This window comes from Azonexus caeni (genome assembly GCF_048146105.1).
Taxonomy (GTDB): domain Bacteria; phylum Pseudomonadota; class Gammaproteobacteria; order Burkholderiales; family Rhodocyclaceae; genus Azonexus; species Azonexus aromaticus_B.
In genome coordinates this window covers 1-21,177 of record NZ_JBKJAD010000034.1, presented here as the reverse complement: position 1 = coordinate 21,177, position 21,177 = coordinate 1, and the positions used below count along the sequence as shown (strand labels likewise).

At 63.8% G+C, this 21,177-nt stretch carries 17 protein-coding genes; 10 read left to right on the top strand and 7 right to left on the bottom strand.

Going from position 1 to position 21,177, the window contains the following annotated elements:
* Nucleotides 1–7: 7 nt before the first annotated feature.
* On the bottom strand, nt 8–535 hold the full coding sequence (locus ACLIIZ_RS20165) for an energy transducer TonB (RefSeq protein WP_416695331.1): 528 nt from the start codon (nt 533–535) through the stop codon (nt 8–10).
* Nucleotides 536–608: 73 nt separating this feature from the next.
* Here ACLIIZ_RS20165 and ACLIIZ_RS20160 point away from each other — a divergent pair, with 73 nt between their 5' ends.
* Both ACLIIZ_RS20160 and ACLIIZ_RS20155 read left to right on the top strand, forming a co-directional pair.
* Entirely contained in the window at nt 609–1,607 is a 999-nt protein-coding gene (locus tag ACLIIZ_RS20160; RefSeq protein WP_416695329.1) for an ankyrin repeat domain-containing protein, read from the top strand.
* A gap of 76 nt (nt 1,608–1,683) precedes the next feature.
* A complete protein-coding gene (locus tag ACLIIZ_RS20155) occupies nt 1,684–2,010 on the top strand; it encodes a hypothetical protein (protein WP_416695326.1) in 327 nt (108 codons plus the stop codon).
* Between the two features lie 8 nt (nt 2,011–2,018).
* Here the strand turns inward: ACLIIZ_RS20155 and ACLIIZ_RS20150 are convergent, their stop codons facing one another.
* The 5 genes from ACLIIZ_RS20150 to ACLIIZ_RS20130 all read right to left on the bottom strand — a co-directional run bounded on the left by ACLIIZ_RS20150 (nt 2,019) and on the right by ACLIIZ_RS20130 (nt 8,069).
* On the bottom strand, nt 2,019–2,651 hold the full coding sequence (locus ACLIIZ_RS20150; RefSeq protein WP_416695323.1) for a response regulator transcription factor: 633 nt from the start codon (nt 2,649–2,651) through the stop codon (nt 2,019–2,021).
* Nucleotides 2,635–4,995: a PAS domain S-box protein gene (locus tag ACLIIZ_RS20145; protein ID WP_416695321.1), complete on the bottom strand. Its 2,361-nt coding sequence runs from the start codon at nt 4,993–4,995 to the stop codon at nt 2,635–2,637. The genes ACLIIZ_RS20150 and ACLIIZ_RS20145 overlap by 17 nt, the downstream gene beginning before the upstream one ends.
* Nucleotides 4,996–5,043: 48 nt before the next feature.
* Nucleotides 5,044–5,766, bottom strand: a complete 723-nt coding sequence (locus tag ACLIIZ_RS20140; protein ID WP_416695318.1) for an LrgB family protein — start codon at nt 5,764–5,766, stop codon at nt 5,044–5,046.
* Nucleotides 5,763–6,116, bottom strand: a complete 354-nt coding sequence (locus ACLIIZ_RS20135; RefSeq protein ID WP_416695315.1) for a CidA/LrgA family protein — start codon at nt 6,114–6,116, stop codon at nt 5,763–5,765. The genes ACLIIZ_RS20140 and ACLIIZ_RS20135 overlap by 4 nt, the downstream gene beginning before the upstream one ends.
* A gap of 90 nt (nt 6,117–6,206) precedes the next feature.
* On the bottom strand, nt 6,207–8,069 hold the full coding sequence (locus tag ACLIIZ_RS20130; protein ID WP_416695312.1) for a diguanylate cyclase: 1,863 nt from the start codon (nt 8,067–8,069) through the stop codon (nt 6,207–6,209).
* A 208-nt stretch (nt 8,070–8,277) separates the two neighbouring features.
* Here ACLIIZ_RS20130 and ACLIIZ_RS20125 point away from each other — a divergent pair, with 208 nt between their 5' ends.
* The 5 genes from ACLIIZ_RS20125 (at nt 8,278) to ACLIIZ_RS20105 (ending at nt 15,237) form a co-directional block, all read left to right on the top strand.
* On the top strand, nt 8,278–9,789 hold the full coding sequence (locus tag ACLIIZ_RS20125) for an extracellular catalytic domain type 2 short-chain-length polyhydroxyalkanoate depolymerase (RefSeq protein WP_416695309.1): 1,512 nt from the start codon (nt 8,278–8,280) through the stop codon (nt 9,787–9,789).
* Between the two features lie 123 nt (nt 9,790–9,912).
* On the top strand, nt 9,913–10,263 hold the full coding sequence (locus ACLIIZ_RS20120) for an ArsR/SmtB family transcription factor (protein ID WP_416695307.1): 351 nt from the start codon (nt 9,913–9,915) through the stop codon (nt 10,261–10,263).
* 97 nt (nt 10,264–10,360) lie between these two features.
* The gene (locus ACLIIZ_RS20115) at nt 10,361–11,917 is read left to right on the top strand and encodes a site-specific DNA-methyltransferase (RefSeq protein WP_416695305.1); all 1,557 of its coding nucleotides are present in this window, start codon (nt 10,361–10,363) and stop codon (nt 11,915–11,917) included.
* Between the two features lie 13 nt (nt 11,918–11,930).
* Nucleotides 11,931–14,879, top strand: a complete 2,949-nt coding sequence (locus ACLIIZ_RS20110) for a DEAD/DEAH box helicase family protein (protein WP_416695303.1) — start codon at nt 11,931–11,933, stop codon at nt 14,877–14,879.
* On the top strand, nt 14,851–15,237 hold the full coding sequence (locus ACLIIZ_RS20105; RefSeq protein ID WP_416695301.1) for a DUF6883 domain-containing protein: 387 nt from the start codon (nt 14,851–14,853) through the stop codon (nt 15,235–15,237). Before ACLIIZ_RS20110 ends, ACLIIZ_RS20105 begins: the two co-directional genes overlap by 29 nt.
* 191 nt (nt 15,238–15,428) lie before the next feature.
* On the opposite strand, the gene ACLIIZ_RS20100 is transcribed toward ACLIIZ_RS20105, so the two are convergent.
* Nucleotides 15,429–16,262 (bottom strand): hypothetical protein, encoded by an 834-nt coding sequence (locus ACLIIZ_RS20100; RefSeq protein ID WP_416695299.1) that lies wholly within the window; start codon nt 16,260–16,262, stop codon nt 15,429–15,431.
* 76 nt (nt 16,263–16,338) lie between these two features.
* On the opposite strand from ACLIIZ_RS20100, the gene ACLIIZ_RS20095 reads away from it, so the two are divergent.
* From ACLIIZ_RS20095 to ACLIIZ_RS20085, 3 genes are read left to right on the top strand one after another with little or no spacing between them, the layout of a single operon-like run.
* Nucleotides 16,339–16,599, top strand: coding sequence for an AbrB/MazE/SpoVT family DNA-binding domain-containing protein (locus ACLIIZ_RS20095; protein ID WP_416695296.1), 261 nt, complete (start codon nt 16,339–16,341; stop codon nt 16,597–16,599).
* Nucleotides 16,596–17,009, top strand: coding sequence for a type II toxin-antitoxin system VapC family toxin (locus ACLIIZ_RS20090; protein ID WP_416695294.1), 414 nt, complete (start codon nt 16,596–16,598; stop codon nt 17,007–17,009). Before ACLIIZ_RS20095 ends, ACLIIZ_RS20090 begins: the two co-directional genes overlap by 4 nt.
* Nucleotides 17,009–21,091 carry an NACHT domain-containing protein gene (locus tag ACLIIZ_RS20085; protein ID WP_416695345.1) on the top strand — a complete coding sequence of 1,361 codons (4,083 nt, stop codon included), beginning with the start codon at nt 17,009–17,011 and terminating at the stop codon, nt 21,089–21,091. Before ACLIIZ_RS20090 ends, ACLIIZ_RS20085 begins: the two co-directional genes overlap by 1 nt.
* Nucleotides 21,092–21,177: the final 86 nt, after the last annotated feature.

Sequence of the window (21,177 nt, the reverse complement as noted above, 5' to 3'; positions counted from 1 at the left end):
TGTTGTTTTAGTGAAGCCGGAAGCGTACCGGCAGCAGCGCTTCCTGCGGCGCGTCGGCGGGCAGGGCGCGCAGGCGGCGTACCGCGTCCAGTGCCGCCCGGTCGAGCAGTTCGTGGCCGCTGCCGGCTTCAACGCGAGCGGCGACGACGTTGCCGTCGGCGTCCAGCATCATGAACACCAGCGCCTCGCCTTCGAGGCCGAGACGGATCGCTTCGGCCGGGTAGAACAGGCCGGCCTGCTGCTGGCGCGAGAATTGTTCGCGGATCGCCCGCGTCCAGGTGCTGGCTGTCGCGCCGGGTCCGCTCGGCGCAGCCTGCCGGGGGCGGGTGGCGGATTTTTCGGCTGGCGGCTTCGGTGTCTCGGGAACGATCAGTTCCGGCACCGGCGGCGGAGCCTGCAACTGCGCCTGCAGCGGTGGCGGGCGCGGGGTCGGCGGGGGCGCGTCGGCCAGCCAGTTCCCGGCGAGAAAGGGAGCGGCGTGAATGAGCAGCGACACACAGAAAGCAGGCAGCAGGAAACGATGCGTCCGGAGCATGAGAGAATGGCGCCTGTTCGCAGCGCAAACGGGAAGTCGGATGAAGGGAATGGCAGGCAGGCTGGTAGCGGCAATGATAATCGGGATGGTGCTGGTTTGCCCGGCCCGGGCCCAGACCTGGTTGGGCGGCGAGGTCCGCCTGCCCGATCCGGTGAGCTTCGCCAACCGGATGGAAATGGGCGACGTGGCGCAGGCCAAGGCCTGGCTGGACGCGGGCATGGCGCCGGATTTCATGGGCAGCCGGATCGGTTCCGGGCTGATGATCGCCGCCTGGGAGGGCAATATTCCGCTGATGCGCCTGTTCCTGTCGCGCGGCGCCAATCTGGGGCTGAGCAACGCCAACGGCGAAACGGCGCTGGCGCTGGCCGCCTGGCGCGGCCAACTCGAAGCGGTGCAGTGGCTGGTCGAACGCGGGGCGCCGGTCAATGCGCCACCGCGCCAGTGGTCGCCGCTGCATTACGCGGTGTTCGGCGGTCACGCGGCGGTGGTCGATTACCTGATGGCCAGGGGGGCAGACATCGATGCCCGCAGCACCAACGGCTCGTCGGTGCTGATGATGGCGGTGTACGAAGGGCACGAAGCGCTGGCTCGGCAACTGATCGAACGCGGCGCCAGGCGCGATGTGCGCAACGACTGGGGCGACGGCGCACTGGAATGGGCGATGCGTAACAACAATCTGGGTATCGCCCGCCTGGTCGGCGACCCGGAAAGCTACCAGCAGGCGCTCAACCAGCCCAAGGAACACTGGGGGACGCTGCAGCGCTCGCTGTTCCAGAGCCGCGAACTGGAAGCCTTGCTGGCGGCGCGCAAGCAACTGGAAGAACGCCAGATGTCGACGCTCGAGATCGATCGCCAGATTGCCGCCGAACGCGTCCGCATCGCCCGTCAGCAGGTCGAGCGACCGGTGGCGCCGCGGGCGACCGCGCTGGAAATCAGCGCCAGCCGCCAACGGCCGGACGAGCAGTCGGTGCGAGTGGTCGGCCAGGAGGGGAAGAAATCCTTCAAGGTGCCGCCGGCGACCTATTTCGGCAAGCCGAAGATGCCGCCCAAGGCGCCGGTGAAAAATTACTGAGACATGCCGTGCGGATTGCCAAGGCTGGCCGGCTCGGGCAGACTCTCGACGAAACGGGTTTCAAGGAGTGACGGGCATGCTGTATGTGGCGAGGGACGCCGAAGGGCGGGTTTGCGAGTTGCACCCGGTGCCGCTGGACGGTGCCACCGAGGAAGTCGCGGCCGACAACCCGGAAGTACTGCAATTCATCCATGAGCGCTGGCGGGAAAGCCAGCTCAATGAACTCGACCGGGATTTCGTCCGGGTCATCGAGGACACCATCGAGTTGCTGATCGCCAAGGGCGTCATCATGTTCACCGACCTGCCGCCGAAGGTGCAGGAGAAGATGTTGCGGCGCAAGGAAGTCCGCCAGTTCAACGGCTTCGAGACCGGTTACGGCGGCGACGACATCATCCCGTTGTAGGCGCCGTTTCAGGCGCCGCTTTCGCCCTCGGTCTGCAGCACCGCACGCACCAGTTCGGCCAGCGTGCGGGCGCCCATCTTGTCCATCACCCGGGCGCGATGGGCTTCGACGGTCTTCATGCTGATGTTGAGTTCGTCGGCAATCTGCTTGTTCAGCTTGCCGGCGACCACCAGATCCATCACTTCGCGCTCGCGCAGCGTCAGTTGTTCGAGGCGACGGTTGACCGCGCTGCTCTGACTGCGCCGCTGGGCATTCTGGCAATCGACGGCGAGGGCGCGGCGGATGCGCGACAACAGGTCCTCGTTGTGGAAAGGTTTTTCGATGAAGTCGCAGGCGCCGCGCTGCAGCGCGGCGACCGCCATCGGCACGTCGCCGTGCCCGGTGACGAAGATCACCGGCAGCGGCGAACCGCGCTGGCTGAGCAGCTCGTGCAGTTCGAGCCCACTCATTTCCGGCATCCGGACGTCGAGCACCAGGCAACCGCGCATGTCCTCGTGCCAGGCGGCGAGGAAATGCTCGCCGGACTCGAAGCAGGCGACGGCATAGCCTTCGCCTTCGAGCAGCCAGTGCATCGAGTCGCGCATCGCTTCGTCGTCATCGACGACGTAGATCACTTGCTGGGCTTCATTGCTCGGGTTCATCGCTTGCCTCCTGCGGCAGGGTGAAGTGGAAGGCGGTGCCGCCCTCGCGGCGTCTTTCCACCCACAGCCGGCCCTGGTGAAATTCTACGATGGAACGGCAGATTGGCAGACCGATGCCCATGCCGTCCGGCTTGGTCGTGAAGAAGGGGGTGAAGATGCGCTCGATGTCCTCGTCGGCGAGGCCGTGGCCGCGGTCGGCGATGCTCACCTCGACCATGCGGCTGTCGCGGCTGCGCGCCGAGATCTGCAGGCATCGCTGTTCCGCGGGCAATTCGCCCATGGATTCGATGCCGTTCTTGATCAGGTTGAGCAGCACCTGCTCGATCATGATGCGGTCGACGAAGACACGCGGCAGCTTGTCCGGCAGGTCGATCAGCAACTGGGTGCTCGAGCGCTGCGCCTCGATGTCGGCGAAGGCGCGCGTTTCGTCGATCAGCTCGGGCAGGCCGATCGCCTGCCGATGCGGCTCGCCCTTCTTGACCATGTCGCGCATGCGGCGAATGATCTTGCCCGCCCGCTCGGCCTGGTCGGAGGCCTTCTGCATTGCCGCCAGCAGGTCTTCGTTGCGGTAGTTGCCGGCTTGCATGCGCTTGATGCAGCCGGCACAGTAATTGGCGATCGCCGACAGCGGCTGGTTCAGCTCGTGCGCCAGCGACGACGCCATCTCGCCCATGGTGATCAGGCGCGAGGTCTGGTCGAGGCGCTTCTGCTGCTGCTGGGCGACTTCGTCGATGCGCTTGCGATCGGTGATGTCGGCGGCAATCTGGACGATCACCGTGCGCCCGTCGACCCAGCGGATGGCGCGCTCGTGCAGGTGGTACCAGTGGCCGGACAGGCGGTGGCGGACTTCGCCGTCGAACAGTTCGCAGGGCAGGTCGTCGGGCTTCAGGTTGCGCGGGTCGCGGCTCAGTTCGCCGGGATCGGGCCGACAGGCTTCGGTGACCAGCGCCGAATCGCGGCCGACGGCGTCGAAGCCGAAGATGTTCTGGAAGGCGCGGTTGGCGAAGAGGATTTCGCCGCTGTCGCTGGCGGCGACGTGCACCGCCGAATCGAGACCGTCGATCACCGTCTCGAAGCGTTCGTGGGCGCGTTCCAGTTCGAGGCGGGCGCGGCGCGGCTCGGTGATGTCGTTCATCGACGCCATCCAGCCGATCTGCCGGCCCTGGGTGTCGATCAGCGGCGAGAAGTAGAGGCGGACGTAGAAGCGCTCGCCGTTCTTGCGCATGATCCGCATCTCGAAGCCGCCGGGCGGCGCCTTGCCGGCTAGCGCCAGGTCGATGGTGTTCTGCAGGGCGGCGAATTCCTCCGGCGGCCAGTAGGGGTAGGGTGGTTTGAGGCCGACCAGCTCGTCCTCGTCGAAGCCGGTCATCCGGCAGAAGGCGGCGTTGACGAAGGTGATGCGGCCTTCCAGATCGATCGCCCGCAGGCCGGTGATCAGCGACTGCGACATCGCCAGGCGAAAGGCGTAGGCGGCGCGCAACTGCTCCTCGGTCTGCGCCCGGTGCTGGGCGTGGCGGCGCAACTGCAGCATGGCGACCGAGGTGATCGCGGTGAGCACGATGATCAGCAGCGCCGGCAGGAAGGTCAGCCAGGCGCCGCCACCGCGGTAGGCGACGATTTCCAGGCCGAGCCGGTTGTTTGGCAGGTTGAGGACGATGTGACCGGAAATCTCGCGGTCGCTCGGCTTGACCGAGGTATTGCGGAATACCTCGCGCTCCTGGGCGTCGAGCACGCTGAGGCTGTAGCGGGTGGTGAAGGCGGTCGGCAGCGAGGCGCGCAGCAGGCTTTCCAGCGACTGCAGGGCGATGAAGGCGCCGAGGTCGGCGCTGCTGCGCTGCACCGGGACGATGATGTCGTGCTGCGGCCGGCGGTCGATGTCCGGGTAATCGTCGGAAATCATCTCGCGGCGGATGCGCATGGCTTCCTGCAGCGCCGCCAGTCGGCTGCCCTGCAGACGTTCGCCGACATAGGTGATGGTCGATTCGTTGGGCGCCACCCATTCGACGTAGCCGTCGGTATCGACCCAGACGATGGCGAGGATTTCCGGGTTCTCCCGCACGTAGCGGCCGGCGCGGACCTGGAAGGCCTCGTAGTCGAGCTGCATGAATTCCTGGTCGCGGCCGAGCTGGGCGAGGAACTCGAGGTGGTTGAAGAGACGGTTCTCGAGCGTCCGCTCAGCCCAGTGCATGTCGCCTTCCAGCGCCGATTTGGCGGTGTCGCGTTCGCGCCACTGCAGGAGGCCGGTGATCACCAGCATGGCCAGCGCGAAGATGCCGATCGCCAGGTAGGGGGCGTTCAGCAGCCAGGGCTGGCGCGGCGAGGGAGCGGGCGGCTTGGGGAACATGACGGGATTCTTGGGCGGCCCGCCGGGATCGGCCATTGGTACTTACCCTTACTTGAGCAGGAAGTCGGCGAGCAGCGGCAGCAGGGCCGCCGTGAGCAGGCCGTTGAGGCCCATCGCCAGCGCCGCGAAGGCGCCCGACTGCTCGTTGATCTGGAAAGCGCGGGCGGTGCCGATGCCGTGCGCGGCGACGCCCATCGCGAAACCGCGGATCGCCGGGTCGTGCACGCGGATCGCCGCCATCGCCCGCTCGCCGACGATGGCGCCGAAGACGCCGGTGCAGATCACCAGCACCGCGGTCAGAGAGGGCAGGCCGCCGATCTTTTCGGCAATGCCCATGGCGATCGGTGTGGTCACCGATTTCGGCGCCAGCGAGGCCTGCGTCGCGCTGTCGGCGCCGAGCAGACGGGCGATGGCGACCGCCGAGACGACGGCGGTCGCGCTGCCCGCCAGCAGCCCGGCCGAGATCGGCAGCAGCAGCTTGCGCACGCGGCGGAACTGCAGGTAGAGCGGTACCGCCAGCGCCACCGTCGCCGGGCCGAGCAGGAAATGCACGAACTGGGCGCCGGCGAAGTAGGTTTCGTAGGCGGTGCCGGTCAGTCCGAGCAGGGTGCCGAGGATGGCCACCGCGATCAGCACCGGGTTGGCCAGCGGGTGCTGGCCGCTCTTGCGGTACAGCGCGTGCGCCACCTGGTAGGCAAGGAGGGTCACGGTCAGGCCGAGCAGCGGCGAGGCCGCCAGATAAACCCAGACTTCGCCGATCGGCCCGCTCATTTTTCTTCTCCTTCGCTCAGCCGCTGGCACAGACGCATCGTTCCCGCTGTCACCAGCAAGGCGGCCAGCGTGCTGAGCAGCAGCGAGGCGACGAGCGCCGGCCATTGCTCGCCGATGCGCGAGAAATGCAGGACGATGCCGGTGCCGGCCGGCACGAACAGCAGCGACAGGTGTTGCAGCAGGCCCTGGCTGGTGTGGCGCAGGTTCTCGTCGGGGCCGTCGCGCAGCACCAGCAGCAGGAACAGCAACAGCATGCCGGCGACCGGCCCGGGCACCGGCAGGGCGAGCCAGCGGACGAAGACTTCGCCGATCAGCTGGCAGACGAGGAGGAGGGAAAGGGCGGCGAGCATGGCGGCGTTCCTTGAAGCAAGGCCGTCAGTGTATTTGTGCCCGAATGTTTTGTTAATTGGCCGATTCGGCGAATGATCTTTTACGGATTGTCAGTAATCCTCATCGGTCGTCCACATCTCCGGCGTGAACCGGATCACCCGGTTGCGTCCGGTTTCCTTGGCCTGGTAGAGCGCCAGGTCGGCGAACTTGACCGCCTGCCAGAAGGTCGCGCTGTCGCCGGGGAAGTCGGCAATGCCGATGGAAATCGTCTTCTGGATCACCGTGCCGCCAATCTGCACCTTCATCGCCTCGACCTCGCCGCGGATCTTTTCGCCGATCAGGCAGGCGTGCTCGGCATTGCTGTCGAGCAGGATGATCAGGAACTCCTCGCCGCCGTAGCGGATCACCAGGTCGGAGGCGCGCACCGCCTGCTTGAGCACGCCGGCCAGCGCCTTGATCACGGTATCGCCGGCGTCGTGGCCGTAGGTGTCGTTGACCATCTTGAAGAAGTCGAGGTCGAGCATCATGATCGCCGCGTGCGCCCGCTTGCGCTGCACGCCGGCGATCAGCGTGTCGACGTATTCCTCGAGGAAACGGCGGTTGTTGAGGCCGGTCATCGGGTCGCGCAGCGTCGCATCGCGCAGGTTCTCCATCAGCCGTTTGGTTTCCAGCACCGGTGCGGTTTCCCGCAGGTAGACCTGGAGCAGCGGGGCGCACTCGTGCAGCTTCTTCTCCTCGTCCGGCGTGCACACGATCTGGACGATGCTGCCGACGGCACCCGACTGGATGATCGGGAAGCAGACGTGGCGCCGCGGCCCGACTTCCGGTGGCGGCTGGAAGGCGTAGCAGATTTCCGGGTTGTCGATGCCGTCGACCGGGTGGCCGGTGCGCCGCACCCGGCAGGCTTCCGGACGGACCAGGATTTCCGGGTCGCACCAGCGGCAGCCGTCGGCCGGGCGGCCGTCGACGATCAGGCTCTTCATCTGCTTCTTGTGGCTGAGGATTTCGTAGAGCGAGAACTCCTGGCGGCCGAACTCCTTCTGCAGCGTGCTGGAGAGGCGGGTGTAAATCTCCGACTTGGTTTCGTCTTCCTCGATCGCCTGCTTGAAATGCGCCGCCTTCGACAAGCCCTCGACCATGTCGATGGTCGCCGTCAGCAGGTTCTCGCCCGGTGTCGCCGGCCGCTCGGTGAGGCGGGCGACGCTGGTGCCGATGCGGTTCAAGCCGCTGTCGAGGAAGGCCAGCAGGCGGTTCATGTCGCGCGCGATCTGGCCGATTTCGTCCTTGGTGCGCTGCTCGATCTGCGTCTTGAAGTCGCCGTCGAGCGCCTTCTGCACCGCCGCTTCGACCGCCGCCGCGGTGTTCGAGATCGGCCGCAGCATGCGCCGGGCGAGCAGCACCAGCAGCACGGCGAACAACGTCACCGCGCCGGCGATGCCGCCCACCGTCAGCACCGCCTTGTCGCGCAGGCCGTCGATCGACATCGTCATGGTCACCGTGCCGAGCACGCTGCCTTCCGTTACCTGGTGGCATTGCAGGCAGTTCGGCGTGCCGTGGGCGGTGGCGATGTAGGGAATGGTGCCGCGGAAGAAGGTTTCGCCGTCTTCTTCGATGACGCCGAACGACGGCTTGCCGCTCGCCATCACCTGGCGTTCGATGGCGTCCGCCTGGCTTTCCAGGTTGAGGCCGCGGCCGAACTGGCGTTCGACTTCCGGCGAGCGGACGACGCGCGCCGAGCGCAGGCCCTGCACTTCGAGGATGCGTTTGAGGAAGCTCTCGCGGCGGTCGATGACGCCGTTGATCATCGATTCGGTCAGCGCCACCCGCACCAGTTCGCCGGCCGAGCGGATGTGGTCGGTCGCCGAGGCGATCGAGAAAGTGCGGAAGGCGTAGAGGCTGATAGCCACCAGCACGGCGAGCAGCGACACGGCAATCGCCGAAAAGAACAGCGTGACCTTGGTGTTGAGATTCACGATGACGATCCCGCAACACGGATTCGGAAGTGCGACATTATGTCCGAGCCGTCTTCTATTACGAAGGTGTTAAGGGGGGCGCCGCCGGAAAATCGCCGGCTTTGTTGATCAGGATCAAGCCGCCTTTCGCTGCGAACATCGCTTTGCATCGGGTCTCTGTCGGCGTTTATGATGATGTCAATTTCAACCCCGCCCGGAAGACATCGAGATGAACGCTTTGCCCTTCGCCAAAGGCCTCGGCCCGCTCGCCCTTGCCCTCGCCACGCTCAATCCCGCCCTGGCCGAAAGCCCCGGGCTGCTGCCCGCCCTCAACATCGACCTGGCGCAGACCACGGTCTCCGGCATCTCGTCCGGCGCCTTCATGGCCGTCCAGTTCGGCGTTGCCCACTCGGCCTCGGTGCGCGGCATCGCCGCCACCGCCGGCGGCCCCTACTTCTGCGCCGGTCAGGACGCCTGGGCCGGGGCCGGCGTCGGCAAGGCGATCGCCCGCTGCATGCAGGGCGATCCCGCCTATCCGGCGCAGCCGATCAGCGCTGCCGACCTCGACCACATGACCGCCGCCGCCCGCGCCTGGGCTGCCCGGGGCTTGATCGACCCGCTCGCCAACCTGGCGCGGCAACGTCTCTGGCTGTTCCACGGCAGCAACGACGGCGTCGTCAAGCAGCCGGTCAACGCCGCGCTTGAGCAGTGGTTCGCCGGCTTCACCCCGGCCAGCCAGCGTTTCATCCAGGACAGCTTCAACGCCGGCCACGCCCAGATCAGCGCCGCCTGCGCCGGCAGCACCTGCCAGCCCTGTGCCCGGACCGGCGGCGAGTTCATCAACGCCTGCTCGGCCAACGCCGAGGGCGCCCTCTACGATGCCGCCGGTGGTGCGCTGCAGATGTTCTACGGACCGCTGACGCGGACCGCCAGCGCGGCCCTCGGCGCCAAACCGCAAGCCTTCGATCAGCGCATCCACACCCGGCGCGCCGGGGCCGCCGTCGCCCCGCTCAAGATTTCGCTGGCCGACCAGGGTTACGTTTACGTGCCCAAGGACTGCGCCGACGGCGCCGCCTGCCGCCTGCACATCGCCTTCCACGGCTGCCAGCAACAGGCCGAAGCGATCGGCGAGGCCTTCGTGAACAAGGCCGGCTTCAACGAATGGGCCGACGCCAGCCGGATCGTCGTCCTCTACCCGCAGACGGTCGCCGCCGTCGCCCCGCCGCAGACCCCGCTCAACCCGCAAGGCTGCTGGGACTGGTGGGGTTACAACGATTTCGGCTGGGACATGGCCGGGCATTACGCCACCGCCGGCGGCGACCAGATCGCCAGTGTCTGGCACATGGCCGAACGCCTGGCCAGCGGCCGCCGCGCCGCGCCGCCGGCGCCGTCCGCCGCTGCGCCCGAGTTGCGCGTTGCCGACCGCGCCGACAACCAGATCGTCCTCGCCTGGCATCCCGTTCCCGGCGCCAGTCTCTATCGGCTGCGCCGCGACGGCGTCGCCGTCGCCGAAATCGCCGCCGAGCAGGCGCCATCCTGGGTCGATAACGGCCTCCAGCCGGACACCGCCTACACCTATCGCCTGCTTGGTGTCGACGCCGAGGGCCGCGAAACCCCGCTCGCCAATACCCTGATCGTCCAGACCGCCAAGTCGCCCGCCGCCTGCGACCCCTATTTCTCGCTGGCGCAGAACCAGGCGGTAACCCGGAAAAACCGGCCGACGCGCCAGACCTGTCCTTGATCGCCAGCGGCCGGGTCACTGCCCGGCTGGCGCCGCCCCTATAATGGCGGCCCAGACACCGCGCGCAAGGCTCGGGCAGCCGGCGCCTCCCCGGCCTGTCGCGTCGCCGTTCCCGGCGCCGTGGTGTCGCTACCGATCGCACAGGACATGGACGAAACGACACAACTATTCGAGGACGTCGCGCACTATTTCAGCCTCCTCGCCGACCCCACGCGCCTGCGCATCCTGTTCACCCTGTGCCAGGACGAACGCCCGGTCAACGACGTCGTCGAAAAGATCGGCCTCACCCAGGCCAACATCTCGCGCCACCTCAACATCCTCTTCCGGGCCGGCGTCCTCGGCCGCCGCCGCGACGGCAACCAGGTCTTCTACCGCGTCATCGACCCCAACTTCGTCGACATCCTGCGCACCGTCAGCGTCACCGTCGCCAGCCGGGATATCGGGGAATTTCTCGGTAGCGACGCCGCCGGCTGAAGCGGGCGCTCGCTTAATCCAGCCGGCATGGGAAGCCGAACGTCCCGATTGCGACCGCCTATAATGGCGGTCTCGCCGATATCTGCCGGACAACTTCATGCCCCTGCTCGACTGGCTCAACAAGAACCAAGCCCTACGGACCGCCGGCCGCGTCCCCTTCCGCCTGCTCGAAACCGTCTCCGCGCACGGCGACGTCGGCGGCGCCAGTAATGACAACTGGCTCATTCGCGGCGACAACCTGGAAGCGCTGAAAGCCCTGCTCCCCTTCTTCGCCGGCCGGGTCAAGTGCATCTACATCGACCCCCCGTACAACACCCGCAGTGCCTTCGAGCACTACGACGACAACCTCGAACACAGCCAGTGGCTGTCGATGATCTACCCGCGCCTCGAACTGTTGCGCGAACTGCTCGCCGAAGACGGCAGCATCTGGGTTTCCATCGACGACAACGAGGCGCACTACCTGAAGGTGGTGATGGACGAGGTGTTTGGACGGGGGAATTTTGTGGCTAATGTGGTTTGGCAGAAGAAATACGCCGTAGCTAACGACCACAAAACTATTGCGCCCATGCACGACCATATTCTGGTCTTCCAAAAAAGTGCTGCTTGGAAAAGAAATTTGCTGCCACGCACGGACGAAAAAGACCGGCAATATAAATTTGAGGATGACGCAGGGGTGTTTAGAGCCAGTGACTACACCTGTAACAAGACTTTTGAGGAACGGCCAAACCTCTACTATCCGATTCTTCAGCCCAACACCGGGAAGGAAATTTGGCCGAGCAAGACCCGCGTTTGGGCTTATTCACGCGAAGAGCACCAGCGCCACGTTGCTGAAGGATTTATCTATTGGGGCAAAGATGGCAAAGGCAATACGCCTTCATTCAAGCGTTATCGACACCTGTTAAAGAATGATGGTGTTGTTCCGCAAACCCTTTGGCAGCACGAGTTTGCCGGTCATACGGATGGTTCGCGGAAGGAGGTTCGGGAGGTTTTGGGAAGTCAGTCATTAGCAGATGATTTCATTACCCCAAAACCGGAGTTGTTGATTTCGCGTGTTTTACAAGTTGCCACCAACCCCGGTGACCTCGTCCTCGACTCCTTCCTCGGTTCCGGCACCACGGCCGCCGTCGCGCACAAGATGGGGCGGCGCTGGATCGGCATCGAAATGGGCGAGCACGCCGAAACGCATTGCCTGCCGCGTCTGCAGAAAGTGGTGGCGGGCGAGGCCGGCGGCATTTCGGCGGCGGTCGGCTGGACGGGCGGCGGCGGCTTCCGCTTCTTCCGCCTGGGCGAGGCGGTGTTCGAGGCGGACGGGCGGATCAATGCGGCAATCCGCTTTCCGACGCTGGCGGCCTGGGTCTGGTATCAGGAAACGCGCACGCCGTGGTCGATGCCCCCGCTCGGAATCGAACCGACGCCGCTGCTCGGCAGCCACGACGGCACCGCCTATTTCCTGCTCTACAACGGCATCCTCGGCGACCGCCGGCCACAGGGCGGCAATGTGCTGACCGGGCCGATCCTGGCGCTGCTCGACGCGCTGGCGCCGCCGACCGGGCCGCGGGTGATCTACGGCGAATCCTGCCGTCTGTCGCCGCCGCGCCTGAAGGCCGCCGGCATCGTCTTCAAGCAGATTCCCTACGACATTCGCGCCCGCTGACCGAAAGCCGACCATGAGCCTGATCCTCAAACACTATCAGCAGGAAGCCCTCGACGCGCTCGGCGATTTCTTCGCCCGCGCCCGCCACGCGCAGGACGAGGCCGGGCTCGACGCCGCCTTCCGCGCCGCGCTGGCGGCGCAGGAAATGGCGCCGTCGCAGATTCCGCCCTATCTCGGCCAGGGCTTCGCCAGCGCCGGAGCTTGCGTGCCCTATGTCTGCATCCGCATTCCCACCGGCGGCGGCAAGACCCTGCTCGGCACGCACGCGCTGGCGCTGGCCTGGCGCGAGTACGCCGAGGCGCGCAGCGCGCTGGAGCGGCCGGTGGCGCTGTGGCTGGTGCCGTCGAACGTGATCCGCGGTCAGACGCTGGCGGCGCTGCGCCAGCCGGGCCACCCCTACCGCGAGGCGCTGGAGGGGCATTTCGGCGTCGATGGTTTCCGCGTGCTCGACATCGGCGAAGCCGACCAGTTGCGCCCGCAGGATTTCGGCCAGAAGGCGCTGATCGTCGTCGGCACCTTGCAGACGCTGCGCGTGGACGACACCTCCGGGCGCGATGTCTATGCCTACAAGGAAGCCTTCGAGCCGCATTTCGAGCGGGCGCCGGATTTGCCCGGCTTCGAGCGCGTGACGGAGCGCGACCTGGAGGCGCAGCCCTACCTGACGCGTGCCGATCTCGGCAAGGTCAAGCGCAGTTTCGCCAACCTGATGTACTGGCACCGGCCGCTGGTCATCGTCGACGAGGCACACAACGCGCGCACGGCCCTGACCTACGACACCTTCGCCCGCCTCAATCCGGCGGCGCTGGTGGAAATGACGGCGACGCCGATGCGCAAGGGCGAACATCGCAGCAACGTGCTTTACCACGTCTCCGCCGAGGAGTTGAAGGCGGAGCAGATGATCAAGCTGCCGATCGTGCTGCAGACGCACCCGAATTGGCAGGAGGCGGTGCGCGACGCGCTGCTGACGCGCCAGCGCCTGGCCGCCGAGGCGGTCAACGAAGCCGACTACCTGCGCCCGATCCTGCTGCTGCAGGCCGAGGACAAGGCCGGCGAGGTGACGGTGGAGGTGTTGAAGCAGCATCTGCTGACGCAGGAACACATCGCCGTCGAGCGCATCGCCATCGCCACCGGCAACCAGCGCGAGCTGGACGGCGTCGATCTGTTCGACCCGGCCTGCCCGGTGGACGTGGTGATTACCGTCGAAGCGCTGAAGGAGGGCTGGGATTGTTCCTTCGCCTATGTCTTCTGCTCCTTGCAGAAGATCGGCTCCAGCCGCGACATGGAACAACTGCTCGGGCGCGTGCTGCGCATGCCGTATGCGCGGACGCGCAAGAGCCCGCTGCTCAACCGCGCCTATGCCCACCTGGCCAGCGCGCAGACGGCGCGGGTGGCGAACGAACTGGCCGACCGCCTGGTGGCGATGGGCTTCGAGGAGCTGGAGGCGGCGCAGGCGGTATTCCCCGGCGTCCTGCCCTTGTTCGACGACCTGACGGCGGGCGGTCTGCCGGCGCAGACGCTGGAACTGAGCTTGCCGGCGGTGCCGGCCTTCGCCGCCGACCTGGCAGGCAGCCTGCTGCCCGGTGCGCCGCGCCTCGACGGCGAGGAAATCGTCGGTCTGAGCTTGGTGCCGCAAGCGGACGGTGGCGTCACCGTGCGCTTCGATACGCCGCCGTCGCCGGCGGTGCGGAGCGCCCTGATGGACGCGGTGGCGGACAAGAAGGCGCGCGTTGAACTGGAAAAGCTGCTCGACCGCTTCGAGCTGCGCCAGCAGGCGGTGCTGGCGCCGTCGGCACGCGGTGTGCCGTTCGCGGCGCTGCCCTTGCTGTGTGTGCGCGACGCGCAGGGCGAACTGGACCTGGCCGAGAAGGAGGTCTTCCTCGATCTGGCCGGGTTCACGCTGGCCGACGAATCGCCCGAACTGCCGGCCTTCCGGCTGGATGAAGAGGCAGCGCCGGTGCTGCTCGACGTTGCCGACGGCCATCTGCGCATCGAACAGGAAGCCGCGCGCTACGCGGTGAATCTCGACCTGGTGCCGACGGAAATCACCGAAAACGACCTGCTGCGCTGGTTGGACGAACGCCTGCGCGACTCCGGGCTCGGCCAGAGCGAGCGCCTGGCCTGGCTGGCGCGGGTGCTGCGCTGGCTGCAGCGCGAAGGCGGTTACACGCTGACGGCGCTTTACCGTCATCGCAGCCGGCTTTGCGAGGCCTTGCTGGAACGGCTGCGGGCGCTGCTCGCCAGCGGCCGCCAGCGCGGTTTCCAGCAGTCCCTGCTGGGCGACGAGCCGCAAGCCGGGATCAGCGCCGATTACCGCTTCCGCTTCCAGCCCGGCGCCTACCCGGCGCGGCCGCCGTACTATCGCGGGCGTTTTGTCCTGAGCAAGCATTACTACGGGGTGATCGGCGATCTCTGCGATCCGCCGCCGCGCCAGACCGACCACGAGATGTTCTGCGCCGACGCCATCGACAAGTCGGCAGCGGTACGCCACTGGGTGCGCAACCTGCCCGGCAACCCGGAGTTCTCCTTCTGGCTGCCGATTCCGAGCGGCCGTTTCTATCCGGATTTCGTCGCCGAACTGAACGACGGCCGTGCGCTGGTCGTCGAGTACAAGGGCGAGGGCTACAAGAGCAACGACGACTCGGTGGTCAAGCGGCAGATTGGCGAAACCTGGGCCAGGGTTTCCGGCAACCTCTTCCTCTTCGCCGTTGAACGCGACGCCGACGGGCGCGATGTGGCGGGGCAGTTGCGGCAGCTGCTGGGGAAAAACATCGCTCTGGTCGAGCATACGCCGGTACGCCTGGTGCGTGCGTTGACGAGCGAGGGACATGCCTTGCCCGCCGGTAAGGACGGCACAGTGGTTTCGGTCTACGGGCAGGGCCAGGCGTATGCGGTCGAATTTCTCGACGTGGATGGCGAAATGGCGGTGCTGACGATTGCCGCCGCTGATCTGGTGGCGGGCTGAGCCGAAGCCGACAAAACTGCCCGATGCCGAGCACAGTTTGGTCGAGGAACGAAAAATCCGCGAATACCTGCTCAACCCTGAACATCCGCAAGGCGCGGCCAAGGCCAGGTTTTTCTCGGCACGCGGTTTCGGGCTCGCCGACTGGCCGGTATTCGCCGCCGCGCTGAGCGAGCAGGGGCGACGCAATCAGGTAACCTTGGTGACGCCGACCCCATGGGGAACCCGCTATCAGGTCGATTGCCATTGCCCGACGCCGGATGGCCTTAACCCCTGCATTCGGACGGTCTGGGAAGTTGCAGGGGGTGGGGCGCCGCGTTTGATTACGTCACACCCGATGAACAAGCTGCCGTCGGCATAGGCGGAAAATTTGCGGGGTGTTGCCGGTGATCGTTGGTTCGCAGTTCGCAAACTGCGAACTTGCGGCCCTTGTTCTGATCGACGGTCTGGGTGTCAGCCGGAGAGACGCAACAAAAAAGCGCCGGGTTGCCCCGGCGCTTCTTCATTCTCTGTCGGAGTCGGGCGTCTGGGCGCCTTTTTTCCGGGTACTGCTTAGGCCATCGCCTCGTACAGCGGCAAGGTCAGGAACTCCGGGTATTCCGGGGTCAGCGACATCTTGTCGAAGATTTCGGCGGCCTGGTCGTAGGTGGCCGTGTCTTCGCCTTGGGCGGTGACGGTGGCTTTTACCTTGGCGAGTTCTTCGACAATCATCGGGCGAACAAGTTCCACAGAAATTTTGCGGCCGTCGTCGAGGATACCCTTGGGCGAAACCACCCACTGCCAGACTTGCGAACGGGAGATTTCGGCGGTGGCGGCGTCTTCCATCAGGTTGTGGATGGGGACGCAGCCGTTGCCGGCCAGCCAGCTACCCAGATAGTGGATGCCGACGTTGATGTTGTTGCGCAGGCCGGCTTCGGTGATCGGGGTGGTCGGGCGGAAGTCGAGCCACTGTTCGGGGCCGAACTTGCCTTCAACCTGCTTCTCGAACTGGTTCGGGCGGTCGCCGAGCACCTTGACGAACTCTTCCATGGCGATCGGCACCAGGCCCGGGTGGGCCACCCAGCCGCCGTCGAAGCCGTCGTTGGCGTCGCGGGTCTTGTCGTGACGGATGCCGGCCAGCGCCTTCTCATTGGCCACCGGGTCGTTCTTGATCGGGATCAGCGCCGACATGCCGCCCATCGCCGGGGCGCCGCGCTTGTGGCAGGCCTGCACGAGGGCCAAGGCGTAGCCGCGCATGAAGGGCACTTCCATGGTGATGGCGCTGCGCTGGGCGAGGCGGAAGTCCTTGTTTTTCTTGAATTTCTTGATGCAGGAGAAGATGTAGTCCCAGCGCCCGGCGTTGAGGCCGGCGGAGTGGTTGCGCAGCTCATACAGGATTTCTTCCATCTCGAAGGTGGCCTAGGTTTTATCGAGCGTGAAGCCATGCTAAAGTCTTGTTGAACCATGTTGAACGAGGTGGAAAATGTCCTGTGTCACAGTCTCCAACAAAGGCCAGGTGGTGATTCCTGCCGACTTGCGTAAGCAGCTTGGAATTCTGCCGGGGAGCCAGGTTGATGTCTCCGTGGTCGACGACAAGATCGAGATATCCTTGCTCCATCCGGCCGGACATTCCAGCCATGAAAGCGGGTATGGCATGTTGAAGTACGCCGGGCCACCGCGCCGACTGGCTGATCTGGACGTTGCAGAACTGATGCGGCAGACCAAAGATGCGGATGCATCATGATCGCCGTCGATACTAATATTCTTGCCCGCTACTATGTTGACGATCCGAGCGATCCTGAGGCCGCTCACCAGCGTCCTCTTGCCGAACGCTTAATCAGGGAGTCGCCAAGCATCCATGTGCCGGTGACGGTGGTTTTGGAGTTCGCCTGGGTGTTGCGGGCTTTCTATTCCTTCGCATCGGAGGATTGTGCGCGCGCCATGGAGCATCTCATTGGCCTTCCCAACGTGCAGGTGGAGGATTGGCCTGCAGTTCAGGAAGCTTTGCGCTTTCATCGCGAAGGCCTTGATTTTGCAGATGCGCTCCATGTTGCACGTAGCAAGAAGTGTGACCGTTTTTACACCTTTGACGACAAGAAATTTGCCCGGCGGGCGGTGAAGTTGGCGGTGCTCCCGGAGGTGGTGGTGCCGTGATGCGCACGGCAACGACTTCGGTACGCAGTCGTAATGATGGTGAGGATTTTCACCTGCTATGGACGGCTCGGCGTGCCTTGCGCATGCTGAACAAGAGGTTTGGCCTCGTCGCGGTGAGCATTGAGGGATGTTCGGGGCTCGATGAGGCGATTGCAGATCATCCTGCCGAACTCATTGTTGATACCGCCGAGTATTACGGTAGCGAAGATTTCGCTCTTGCTGATCGAGTTGAATACGTTCAACTCAAACATTCGACGGTACGGACGGAAGAGTTTTGGACTGCTGCGACACTGGCAAGCACAGTGGCGAAGTTCGCAGCACTATTTTTGCGGCTTTGTGAAACGCATGGTCAGGATGTTGTTGCCGATAGGCTCCGCTGTGTATTCGTCTCGAATCGTCCTATTGACCCTCGTTTACAAGATGCCTTGGATCGGCGTTTGGGCGGAGAAGATGGTGATGAGGATTCTCCGCTCCTCTGTTGGGAAGCCCTGTCGGGGTTGGATGCGTTCCAATTCATTTGCTTCCTTCGGCTGCTCCAGTTGAAGGGGTGCGAGCCGAACTGCGTTTCCCAAGACAATAATTTGCGAGGGGAACTGGCGTGCCTTTCGCCAAAATCTCTTGATGAGAATTTCCGCGATAGTCTCGTCGAATTTGTCCGTGCCCGGACATTGAGCAAATGGGCACATGACCCTGTTATCCGCCAGGCTGCTTTGCTCAATTGCCTAGGGGTGCGTTTACCAGAGAATATGTTTCCCGCGCCGTCGACCGTCGTCAATGTGCGTGGGGTGTTGCCTCGTCGCCAGGAAGCTGCGATTGCGGAGGCAATCACAAGAGCACATGCGCCAGTACTGATTCATGCTGCTGGCGGTGTGGGCAAGTCGGTACTTGCTGGCCGACTATCGGAACTGATGCCAAAGGGTTCGGTAACGGTCGTCTTCGATGGATTCGCTGGTGGCGATTACCGGAAACCAAGCCAGCCTCGGCACTTGCATGCTCAGGGCTTGGTGCAAATTGCCAACGAACTGTCCGAGCAAGGACTGTGTGATCCCTTGCTGCCAAGGAATGCTGCACCACACGAATACCTGCGGGCCTTCATGCTGCGCCTGGAGCAAGCCGCTATGGCGGTCAGGCAACGTCATTCCGATGGATTGGTTCAGATCGTTTTGGATGCTGCTGACAATAGCGAAGATGCGGCCAGAGAGCGAAATGATGGAGCCTCATTCGCCAGGGATTTGGTGCAAGAGAGTTTGCCGGCCGGCTGTCGGTTGGTGTTGCTGGCGAGGACTGAGCGGCGGGATCGTTTTCCCCGGCGAGCTCATGGAACAATCGAAATCCAGCTTGAGCCCTTCGATCCGGACGAGACAGCGAAGCATCTGCGCATTACGTTTCCCGAGGCGGATGCGGGAGCGGTGTCCGAGTTTCATCGTTATACCGGAGGCAATCCCCGAATCCAGTTTTATCTGTTGAAGCGGGGAGCCTCTTTGCGTGATCTGCTCGCGCGTTTGGGGCCAGGCAGGCGGTCGGTCGATGAGCAGATTGGGTTGGAACTGGAAGATGCGTTGGCGGTACTCCGGGGGCATTCCGGTGATGAAGCCGGGATCAATGCCTTGTGTGTTGCCCTAGCAGCTTTGCCTCCTCGCGTGCCAATCCGGGTATTGTCTAAAGCGGCAGGCGTGCAGGAGTCTGCCATCGCGAGCTTTGTCGCTGATCTCGGGCAGCCATTGTTGTGTTTGGACGGATTTGTTCAGTTTCGTGATGAGCCTGTAGAAAGATGGTTTCGGGATAGCTTCTGCAGCGAGCCTGCAGATTACGAGCGCCTGATTACCAAGCTTAGTCCTTGGGCCGACAACGATGCTTATGTTGCCTCTGCGTGGCCAGGTCTGCTTTTTCACGCGAATCGCCATGAGCTACTTTTCAGCCACGCCCTCGGTTCCGAACCGGATATCAAGGACTCTCTTGAGCGGCGTGCCATTGTGCGGGAGCGCCTTCGTTTTGGTTTGAAGGTGGCTCACCAGAAGAGCGATCACATCGCCATCGCTAAATTGTTGTTGCGCATGGGCGAAGCTGCGGCAGCCGAGTCGCGTCAACGGGATCTGCTGTTTGCCAATGACGATTTGATTGCTGCCTTGTGGCCCCCTGAGCGGGTGCGAGAAACCGTGTTTCGGCAACGAGCCGGCGGTTGGTATGGCGTTGCTCACGCTCGTTATGCAGCCATGCTGGCGCCAAATTCCGACTATCTTGCTGAGGCAAGACAGTCACTCCGATTGGCTGACGAGTGGTTGGATGAATGGGCTGAGCTACCACCTGACGATAGACGAAGCGCTGGAGTCGATGAGGACGATGCTGCCGCCTTTGCGCGAGCAATTTTGTTTCTTTTGGGCACAGATGATTGTGTCGACTGGATAGTGCGCTGGAAAAACGCTGCATTCCGATTCCGTACCGCTCTTAGTTTGGCGACTAGCCTACTCGATAGGGGCGACGAATCACTGGTTCAAGCACTCATACAGTCCGCATCCGACGAGGCTCATGTTGGGTTGGGCTTTCTCTGTGCGTTGGCCGATGCGGGCGGGGCTCCATCGCGGGAGGTCGTCGGTCGTATGGTGGATGCTTGGGGGGCTCTGGAACTGGAGCCTTCAGGGGACGAGATTTATTCGGGAAAATTAACAGAACAACAGGGCCTCATCATTCTGGCTGAGGTAATGGCGCATGTTGGCTTGGGCAAAGAGGTCGTACTTGCTCACCTTGTGCGCTTCATGCCTGATTTACCCGAATATCTTGGCTCTGACTCGATCGACTTCATGAATGGACGTTCAGCTTTCCTGCTGCGTGCATACACCCTCAAAGCAGCCTTGAATGGAGCTGAGCTGTCTGCGGAAGAGTTGATGCCATCTCGACTTAAACGTGACGGCAAACCGCGGGCCCATGACCACGAAACCGATAGTTTTCAGCGGGTCTATGGCTTGCTCACGCCTTGGTATCAATTGCGCGCAGAGTCATTGCTTGGACGATACGGCTCAAATGAACTGAAGCAGAGGGCGAGGCAACTGGCAGATTCGCGCGTAGGCCACGCTGCGGACTGGTCTTGGCGGGAGGATGCAAGTTTTTTAGCCAATCATATTGCCCTGCTTTGGTGGGATGCATTATCGATTGTCAGGGCAGTAGATAGTGATGAAGTTGGAGCTATCGAGGGCTGGCTGGCGAAAAAATCCCGCTTTGTATTCGCGACGACCTGGAGCAAGTTGGCCTGGCGGGCTGCCCGTACCGGCTTGAGTGATCTGGCGTTGCTCTTTTGCGGGAGAGCCAGGGGGCTGATTGCCGACAGCCGAGAGCATGCAACGATAGAGGCTCAGTCGTGGCTCGATTTGGCGCGGGCAATTCTGCCTGTGTTTCGAGATGAAGCTGCAGCGTGCTTTGAGATCGGGCTGGGAATACTGGAAGCTCGATTGGGCGACGAGTCGCGAGACTGGCTTGATGTGCTGCTGGAAATTGCCAAGCGGGGTGAGGAAATTGGGACTCCACATCCGGAGTTGGCATACCGATTGGCTCGGGCGGCAGAGTTCGTCCATGAAAACAACGATCACAAGTTTCCTTGGGCAGCAGTTTCTGGGGCGGTTGCTCACTTATGTCCTGCTTCGGCTTTAGCGCTTGCGGGGCGCTGGGCAGATCGGGATGTGGCAGATATTTCTTCTACAGTAACTGGCATTCTGCCTCTGCTTGTGAGCGATAAGCATGTCTCCTGCGGTCAAGGGCTTTCCCTTTGGAAACTGGCGAGCGACTGGCGTCGTGGGGAATTGCTTGAGGCTTGCCTTTCTCGAACACCGAGTCTGACGGACCGTGAAAGCTTGCTTGCTGGATTTGTCAATGAATTGGCGTTGGAAGCACCTGACCGATATGAGGCTGAAAAGCTAAAGCTGGTCGCAGACCAGTTTGGCCTGACGTCGGAAAAACTGGATCAATTGCTCAGTCGACCGCTCGATCGTGAGACACGTCGCCAACGCAATTCCTTGGCTCGCCTTGATGTGTCGCCAAAGGAACCCTTGCCGCTAGCAGCCTGTCGGACTAACTCTTTCCTGATGGGATAATGGCAGCGAGCCAACCGAACCGAGCCAGAGAGATGAGCCGTTTCCATCCTGTTGACCGCCAGACCGGCTACCTTTTACCGCCCTCG